7 protein-coding genes and 1 pseudogene are annotated in these 8,530 nt (G+C 71.4%); 4 read left to right on the plus strand and 4 right to left on the minus strand.

Going from position 1 to position 8,530, the window contains the following annotated elements; translation table 11 throughout:
• Positions 1–58 precede the first annotated feature (58 nt).
• Genes H9640_RS18750 through H9640_RS18765 form a run of 4 tightly spaced genes read right to left on the minus strand, consistent with a single transcriptional unit; the run spans position 59 to position 4,455 of the window.
• Positions 59–1,324: an ABC transporter substrate-binding protein gene (locus tag H9640_RS18750; protein WP_191792294.1), complete on the minus strand. Its 1,266-nt coding sequence runs from the start codon at positions 1,322–1,324 to the stop codon at positions 59–61.
• Positions 1,325–1,356: 32 nt separating this feature from the next.
• Positions 1,357–2,250 carry a carbohydrate ABC transporter permease gene (locus H9640_RS18755; protein ID WP_191792295.1) on the minus strand — a complete coding sequence of 298 codons (894 nt, stop codon included), beginning with the start codon at positions 2,248–2,250 and terminating at the stop codon, positions 1,357–1,359.
• On the minus strand, positions 2,243–3,223 hold the full coding sequence (locus H9640_RS18760; protein WP_191792296.1) for a carbohydrate ABC transporter permease: 981 nt from the start codon (positions 3,221–3,223) through the stop codon (positions 2,243–2,245). The genes H9640_RS18755 and H9640_RS18760 overlap by 8 nt, the downstream gene beginning before the upstream one ends.
• Complete coding sequence (locus H9640_RS18765; RefSeq protein ID WP_191792297.1) at positions 3,223–4,455, minus strand: ROK family transcriptional regulator; 1,233 nt, start codon at positions 4,453–4,455, stop codon at positions 3,223–3,225. Before H9640_RS18765 ends, H9640_RS18760 begins: the two co-directional genes overlap by 1 nt.
• A gap of 125 nt (positions 4,456–4,580) precedes the next feature.
• On the opposite strand from H9640_RS18765, the gene H9640_RS18770 reads away from it, so the two are divergent.
• The 4 genes and pseudogenes from H9640_RS18770 to H9640_RS18785 all read left to right on the plus strand — a co-directional run.
• Complete coding sequence (locus H9640_RS18770) at positions 4,581–5,804, plus strand: NYN domain-containing protein (RefSeq protein ID WP_191792298.1); 1,224 nt, start codon at positions 4,581–4,583, stop codon at positions 5,802–5,804.
• Between the two features lie 43 nt (positions 5,805–5,847).
• A complete protein-coding gene (locus H9640_RS18775) occupies positions 5,848–7,404 on the plus strand; it encodes a PQQ-binding-like beta-propeller repeat protein (protein ID WP_191792299.1) in 1,557 nt (518 codons plus the stop codon).
• A 182-nt stretch (positions 7,405–7,586) separates the two neighbouring features.
• Entirely contained in the window at positions 7,587–8,228 is a 642-nt protein-coding gene (locus H9640_RS18780; RefSeq protein ID WP_191792300.1) for a lysophospholipid acyltransferase family protein, read from the plus strand.
• A gap of 226 nt (positions 8,229–8,454) precedes the next feature.
• Positions 8,455–8,530 (plus strand): annotated as a pseudogene (locus H9640_RS18785) (superoxide dismutase); the annotation flags it as partial.

Raw genomic sequence — 8,530 nt, forward strand, 5'->3', positions numbered from 1 at the left:
CCCCCCCCCCCCCCCCCCCCCCCCCACGACCGGCCGGACGGGTGCTGTGCGAGCGGGATCAGCCGAGGAGCTGGTCGACGCGCGCGGCGGCGTCGGTGAGGGCCTGCTCGACGGTCTTGCGACCTGCGGCCGCGTTGGACAGCTCCTCGTTGATCGCGTCCTGCATCTCCTGCTGCGCGGCGAGCACGGGCGGGAGGGCGACGGTGTCGAGCGCGTCGATCACGGCCTGACGGTTCGCGGGCGGCGTCTGCTCGAGGTACGGGGCGAGGGCCTCCTCGTCGGCGACGGGCGGAAGCTCCCACGAGCTCGCGAGCCGGGTGTCGACCGCGGTGGGCGAGACCGTGAGGAACTCTGCGAAGTCCTGGGCGGCCTCCTTCTCCTTCGAGGCGGCGGTCACGGCCACCCCGTTGGTGAACAGGGCCGAGGCCTTCGAGGCGTCACCCGGCTCGACGACGATGTCCCAGTCGAGGCCCTCGACCTGGGACAGGGCGTCGAACATCCAGATGCCCGAGTGCCACATGCCGAGCTTGCCGGCCGAGAAGAGGTCCTTGTCGAAGTCGGGGGTGCTCGACCCGTCGGCCTCGGTGGGCATGACCGTCCCTGGCTTGGTGACGAGCCAGGTGGCCGCCTTGACGCCCTCGGGGCTGTCGAAAGCCGACGCCGAGCCGTCCTCGGTGAAGAACTGGCCCCCCGCCTGGTCCAGCACCTTGTAGAACTCGTGGAACGTCACGGGCTGGAAGTCCCCGTACACGCCCGCTGCGGTGTCGGTCAGCGCGGTGGCCGCGGCCTGCTCGTCCGCCCACGTCCAGTCGGCCGTGGGGTACTCGAGCCCGGCGGCGTCGAAGAGCGTCTTGTTGTAGTACATGACGACGTTGGAGTACGACGACGGGAGCCCGTACTGGGTGCCGTCGTGCGTGAAGGACTCCAGGAGCGTGTCCTTGTAGGGGGCGGCGTCCACGTCCTCGAGCGGGGCCAGGGCGCCGGACTCGGCGTAGGACACGAAGTTCTCGTAGTTGAGGTCCACGACGTCCGCGACGGTCTTCCCGGCGAACGCGGTCTGCAGCTTGGTGAAGTAGTCCGCGTACGGGATCGTCTCGACCTGGACGTCGACGTCCGGGTTCTCCTTCTCGTAGGCCGCGACGATGGTGTCGAGGTCCTTCTCGTGCCCGTCGTTCGAGGTGAAGTTCATGTAGCGGACGACCGTCTTGCCGTCCGCGCCCGTGGTCGTGGTCGCCGAACCCTGGGCACAGCCCGCGAGCACGGTGACGCCGACGAGCGCGAGCGGGACGAGCGCAGCGGTGCGCCCGTTGAAGCGTGAGGTCATGAGACCTCTCCTTTCGGTGGGGGTGCGTACTCCTACTTGAGGCCGGTGTGGGACATGCCGGCGATGATGTGGCGCTGCGCGAACATGTAGACGATCGCGATCGGCAGGATCGAGACGACCGAGCCCGCCATGACGACGTCCCACTGGGTCGTGAACTGGCCCTGGAGCGTGGACAGCCCCAGGGGGAGCGTCATGAGCTCGGGGGAGCGGATGACGACGAGGGGCCACAGGAAGCTGTTCCAGGAGCCCATGAAGGCGAAGACGGCGAGCGTCGCGAGCGCGGGCTTGACGAGCGGCAGGACGATGAGGCCGAAGATCCGCAGGTGACCGGCGCCGTCGAGCGTCGCGGCCTCGTCGAGCTCGCGGGGCACGCCGTCGACGGCCTGGCGCAGGAGGAAGATGCCGAAGGCCGACGCGATCGACGGCGCGAGCAGCGCGAAGTACGTGTCGTTGAGGTTGAGCCGCGTCATCTGGATGAACAGCGGCACGACGAGGACCTGGAGCGGGATCATGAGCGTCGCCAGGTAGGCCGCGAACACGACGTTCTTGCCCTTGAAGCGCAGGCGGCTGAATCCGTAGGCCGCCATGGAGCCCGTGATCATCTGCAGCAGGGTCGCGACGACCGCGACCCCGAACGAGTTCGCGATGATCCGCCAGACCGGCATGGACTCCATGAGGGTCCGGTAGGCATCGAGCGTCGGGTCCTCGACGATCAGCGACGGGCCGCCCGAGAGCGAGCCGCTCGGCGTGATCGACGTGATGACCGTCCACAGGAACGGGAAGAGCATGATGACCGCGCCGACGACGACGGACGCGTACAGCGCGATGCGTCCGAGGATCTGACCGGCGGAGCGCCGGGGGCGCCGCAGGGAGGTGGGGGCCGTGGTCGGTGTGACGGGGGCGGTCGGGGCGAGGGTCTCAGGCATGGTTCACCCACTTGCGCTGACCGCGCATCTGGAGCGCGGTGACGATGAGGATCAGGACGAAGAGGATCCAGGACAGGGCGGATGCGTCTCCGGCCCGGCCGTAGCGGAACGTGAGGTCGTAGATCTGACCGACCACGACCTGGCTCGCGCCGGACGGTCCGCCGCCCGTCATCACGTACACCTGGTCGAAGACCTGGAACCCGTTGATGAGCGAGATGACGAGCACGAAGAAGGTGGAGGGGGACAGCAGCGGGAACGTGATGTGCCAGAAGCGCTTCCACGCGCCCGCGCCGTCGACCCGCGCGGCTTCGAGCACGTCACCGGGGATCGCCTGGAGACCGGCGAGCAGGATGACCATCACGAAGCCGAGGTCCTTCCACGCCGAGGCGAGGATGACCGAGGGCATCGCCCACTGCGGGTCGGTCCACCACCCGGGGGCCGTCATGTCGGTCCCGAAGAGCCCGTTGAGCCCGTCGAGCACCGGCTGGACGAGCTGGTTGACGAGGCCGTTGGACGGGTTGAGGAGCCACTGCCACACGAGGGCCACGACGACCCAGCTCGTGATGACGGGCAGGAAGTAGGCCGCGCGGAAGAACGTGCGGCCCTTGAGCGCGCGGTTGAGCAGCATGGCCAGGCCCAGGCCGCCCACGTAGACGAGGGGCAGGTAGCCCAGGATGTAGAACAGGGTGTTCCCGAGGACCCGCCAGGTGTCGCCCGAGGTCAGCAGGTCGGCGTAGTTGTCGAGGCCGACCCACTTCATGGGCGAGACGAGGTTCCAGTCGTGCAGGCTCACCCAGAGCGAGTTCACCATGGGGGCGAGCGTGAACACGACGAGCGGGACGGCGCTGGGGAGCAGGAAGAACAGGACCCACCCCCGGTTGCGCCACCGCGACCGTGAGGACGTGCTCTGTCGCTGCGGGGTCGGGCGCTTCGGCGCTGCCGCCCGTGGCGGCGCCGTGGCGGGGACGGACATCACTGTCTCCTCGTGGGGGTGAGGGCCGGCGAGCTGCCGGCGTCGGTCTGCATGCGGGCGACGACGAGCCGCCCCTGCTCGCCCGACGCGCCCGCGGCGTCGAACGGGGTGGCCAGGACGAGGGCGGCGGCGCCCAGGGCCCACTTGTCGTCGGCCCAGGGCTCGACGACGAACGGGATGGCACGGCGGGAGGGCAGGAGGTGTGCCCGGAACGTCTTCTCGAAACCGCTCTGCCAGTGGGGCCAGGCGGCGATGCCCTCGCCGAGGAGGACGACGAGCTCGGGGTCGAGGATGTGGACGACGCCCGCGAGCGTGCGGCCGAGCAGGCGTCCTGCCTCGTGGTAGAGGTCCTGCGCGGCCTGGTCGCCCGCGTCGGCGCGGGCCACGAGGTCGGCGACCGTCCCGTCGGGCCCGATGATGCCCGCGGCGATCGCGCGGGTACGCAGGGCGTCGTCGCCGATGTACGCCTCGAGGCACCCGTGGTTGCCGCACTCGCACAGCGGTCCGTCCTCGGTCACGGGGAAGTGGCCGATCTCGCCGGCCCCGCCCGCGGCGCCGCGGCGGATGGTGCTGTCGACCACGAGCCCCGAGCCGATGCCGCGCCCGATCGTCAGGACGAGGAACGACGCGTGCTCGCGCCCGGTGCCGTACAGGTGCTCGGCGACGGCCAGGGTGTTGACGTCGTTCTCGACGAGGACGGGCACGCCCAGCGTGTGGCGCAGCGAGGCGCCGACGGGGACCGCGGTCCAGCCGAGCGTCGGGGCGGTCACGACCCCGGAGGCCTGGGCGTCGACCGAGCCGGGGATGCCGATCCCGACGCCGAGGACCGGGCCGTCCTCGGCCGCGAGGACGTCGCGCAGGAGATGTCCGAGGGCGTCGAGCGCATCGGGGCGGCGGGGGTCGAACGGGTGCGACGACTGCGAGAGCGCCTCGCCGTCGAAACCGACCGACACGATCGCGACGTGGTCGGCCGTGACCTTGGCCCCGATCGCGCGGGGGGCGGGTGCGCTGCTCAGCCCGAGGAGGCGGGCGGGGCGCCCGCCCTGGCTCGGTACGGTCTCGAGCTCGACCAGGAGGCCTCGCTCGACGAGGTCCTTGGTGATCTGGGTGACCGTCGCGGGGCTGACACCGAGCTCGCGGGCGATGGCCGCACGGCTCCTGGGGCCTCGCGTTCCGAGGAGCGCGAGCGTCGCGGCGGCGCCGTGGTCGCTTCGAGCGGTGGTGGTCGGCACCGGAGAACTCCTTTGTTCGGGACTATCTTTAGCTACAAACTAAGTCCGCATGCCGAGACGTGTCAAGCGTGCGAGTCGCCGTGGCGGATGGGCGTTCGGTCCCCGCGGGCCATACCCTGGCGGACATGGACACCGAAGAACGTCTGGCCGTCTTCCTCGACTACGACAACCTCGCGCTGGGCGCGCGCGACCACCTGGGCGGGATGACCTTCGACTTCAAGCCGATCGCCGACGCGCTCGCCGCGCGTGGTCGCGTCGTCGTCCGCCGCGCCTACGCCGACTGGTCGTACTTCGACGAGGACCGCCGCTCCCTGACCCGCCACCAGGTCGAGCTCATCGAGATGCCCCAGCGCATGGGGGCCTCGCGCAAGAACGCGGCCGACATCAAGATGGTCGTCGACGCGATCGAGATGGCCTTCGAGCGTGAGTACATCTCGACCTTCGTGATGTGTACAGGGGACAGCGACTTCTCACCCCTCGTGCACAAGCTGCGCGAGCTCAACAAGCGCGTGATCGGGATCGGCGTCGAGAACTCGACGTCCAAGCTGCTGCCCCCGGCGTGCGACGAGTTCCTCTTCTACGACCGCCTCGAGGGCGTCGAGATCCCCGACGAGCCCGTCGAGCGCAAGCGGTCCTCGAACAGCTCGAACCGCAGCGCTGCCCGCAAGTCGTCGAGCCGCTCGTCGGGCTCGGGCTCCGGCTCGTCGAGCAAGGCCGCGGCTGCCCCCGCTCCCGAGGCCGCGACGACGCCCGCGTCGACCACGTCGGCCGCCGAGGCGGCGCCGTCGGATCCCGAGCCGACCCCCGTCCCGCTGGACGTCGAGGCCGAGCTCGAGTCCGCCGTCGGGCACGGGGCGTCCTCCGCCTCGGAGGACGAGGACCTCGCGGTCCTCGTCGCGCAGACCCTCGCGGACCTGTCGAGCTCGTCGAGCGGAGCCGTCGTCGCCTCGACGCTCAAGCGCACGCTGCTGCGCAAGGACCCCACGTTCAGCGAGGCCGACTACGGCTTCCGCAACTTCGGCGAGTTCCTTCGCTACCTCGAGGAGCGCGGCGTCGTGCAGCTCAGCGCGGGCCCCGCCACGGGCGACCCCGAGGTCTCGCTGCCCGAGCGCGGGCACGCGGGCGACGACTTCGCGCTGCTGCGCACCGTCGTGGGCGAGCAGGGCGACTCGGTGCCGCTGTCGGGCCTCAAGAACCAGCTCCGCAAGAAGCGCCCTGACTTCAGCGAGAAGGCGCTCGGCTACCGCAGCTTCCTCCAGTTCTGCAAGGCCGCGCAGACCGCGGGCGCGATCGACCTGCGCTGGGACGACGACGCCGACGACTACCTCGTGTCGGTCGCCACGCGCTGACCCTCCGCCCCGAAAGGGCACGCCCGGCCGCTAGGCTCCGGGCGTGCCCTTTCGACGACGAGAGCAACCCCGCCAGATCGCCTTCGAGGCGGTCGACGACCTGGACGACGGCGACGACCTGCTCGCGCCGCGGCCCTCGCGTCCCGGAGCGCCCTCCGGCCGGCCTGACACCCCGCCCGACGGCGCCGCGCCCGTCGCGGCCGACGGCGCCGGCGCGCGCGGTGGCGAGGACGGCATCGTCCCGGCTCCGCGCGACCCGAGGGTGCAGCGCCGCCGACGCCTCGTCGTCACCGGCGTGGCCGGGGCCCTCGTGCTCGTCCTCGGCGGGCTCACCGCGCTGGACGTGGTCCGTGCACGGCAGGCCGACGCGTTGCTGCGGACGGCGCCGGGCGGGGTCGTCGGGCTGACGCAGCCGCCCGAGGAGGTCTGGAGCGTGGACACCGGCGAGACGTGGCCCGCGTTCGTCGACGACCTCCTCCTGCTGGGTCTCGAGGACGCCCTCGTCGCCCACGACCTGTCCACGGGCAAGCTGTCGTGGCGCCGGGAGGAGCTCGCAGGGTTCCGTTGCGGCACGATGGGCCCGGCCGCAGGGCTCCCCTCCAGGACCTCGTTCATCACGTGCCTGGGCGGCGGCGGACCGGTCGACGTCTTCCCCCGCGAACCGTCCACGACGGTCGCCGTCGTGGGCTCCGACGGCGAGGTGCTCGCCCGACGCGACCTGGATCCGTCGCGCGGAGCCTCCGAGGTCCTGCCCGACGGCGACCTGGTCCGGGCGGTCCGAAACGGCGCCGACCTCGTCATGACGGTCGAGGACGCGCGGACCGGCGAGGCCCGGTGGACGAGGACGGTCCCCCAGGTCGAGCCCGGTGAGGGCCCCGGGCCCTGCGAGCTCACGCAGGAGGACGGGTCGACGGTCGAGGACCGGGAGTCCTTGTACTTCCTCAGCCTGGCCGGTGTCATCTCGGTCGTGGGGTGCGGCGTGGACGCGTCGCTCACGGAGCAGGGAGAGATCCTGAGCGGCGCCGACCAGGGATTCACCCGGCTCCTGCGTGACGGGCGGCTCGCCCGTACCTCACGGGACGGCAGGGAGACGGACGTCCTGGACAAGGAGGGCACGCTGCTCTGGTCCACGGGGGACGTCGTCACCGAGCCGCTCGCGACGGACGGCACCGCGCCACCCCTCCTGTTCACGCAGGGTGGCTCGGGGTTCACCGCGATCGACGCGGGAGGGCGCGAGCTCTGGTCCTTCCCCCGCTACGCCACCCGGGTCCTCCTCGTGACGAAGGACCTGACGGTCGTGGCGTCCTACCCCGGTGCGGTGGCGATCGACAACGCGACAGGAGAGGAGGTCTGGACGTGGAACGCCTCCGAGAGCGGGGGATCGTCGACCAGCGACGTGACCGCGGCCTTCGCCGGCCGCGGTGCACTGACGGTCGTCGTCGACGTCGAGCCGGTCGAGGGGACGCGGTGGACCTCGATCGACCTGGCCGACGGCAGCGGGCGGTGGACCACGACCATCCCGGGCGAGGCCTACGCGTTCATGGCCGTCGGGGGGAAGCTCGTCAGCGCGGCAGACGGGAGGGTCGCGGGTCTCGGCTGACGCGATAGCGATCGCGAGGGCGTCGGACAGAGCGCCCTGCCCGTGCGCAACGAACCACGCCCCCTGAAAATTCGTGCACCGCCGGGCGTTCTCCCTGGCACCCCGGGCCTCGTCCCACCGCTCCGCACCCGGGCGGGGGCCCCGCCGTCGGGCCCGGCTGCACGTCGGTGCACAATGTACGGATGACGTACCGGGTGCTGAAGCTGATCCTGTCGCTCCTGGCCTTCACGCTGCTGAGGCCACGGGTGACCGGCCTCAACAACATCCCGCGGCGCGGACCCGTCATCCTGGCGAGCAACCACCTGTCGTTCGTGGACTCGCTCCTCATCCCCATCGTCGCCCCGCGCCACGTCACGTTCCTCGCCAAGGCCGAGTACTTCACGGGCACCGGGCTCAAGGGACGCGTCTCCCGCTGGTTCTTCACGACCCTCGGCCACATCCCCGTGCAGCGCGACGACCCGCGCGCCGGGCAGCGCTCGCTCGAGGACGCGCTCGAGGTGCTCAACCGTGGCGGCGCGTTCGGGATCTACCCCGAGGGCACGCGGTCGCGCGACGGCAAGCTGCACAAGGGGCACACCGGCGTCGCCTGGCTCGCGCTCGCAGGCCACGCGCCGATCGTGCCCGTCGCGATCCAGGGCACCGACAAGGTCCAGCCCGTCGGCTCGCGCCTCCCGCGCATCCACCGCGTGACCGTCCAGTTCGGGGCGCCCATCGAGCCCGCACGCCAGATCACGTCGGGCAAGCCCGCGCAGGCCCGCCGCGAGCTCACGGAGCAGGTCATGGACTCGATCCACGCGATGAGCGGCCAGCAGCGCGCGAGCTGATCCTCGCCTCTCGCCCGGCACCGGTCGCAGGTCGGCCGGGACACGCCCGTTCCTGAGAAGGACGTGCAAGACCCGTCCCGCCGTGATGTGCTCGGGGGAGGGCCACGTGTCCCAGGGATCGCGCCCGGCGGGTCCGCCCGCCGCCGCCGCGCCCCGAGGGCGTCCGACTTGACCTCAACCACGGTTGAGGTCCTAGCGTGGCCGACACCGATAGAGAGGACTCACCATGGCTGTCTACACCCTTCCCGAGCTGTCGTACGACTACGGCGCACTCGAGCCCCACATCTCCGGCCGCATCATGG

Source organism: Oerskovia gallyi (genome assembly GCF_014836745.1).
GTDB classification, from domain to species: domain Bacteria; phylum Actinomycetota; class Actinomycetes; order Actinomycetales; family Cellulomonadaceae; genus Oerskovia; species Oerskovia paurometabola.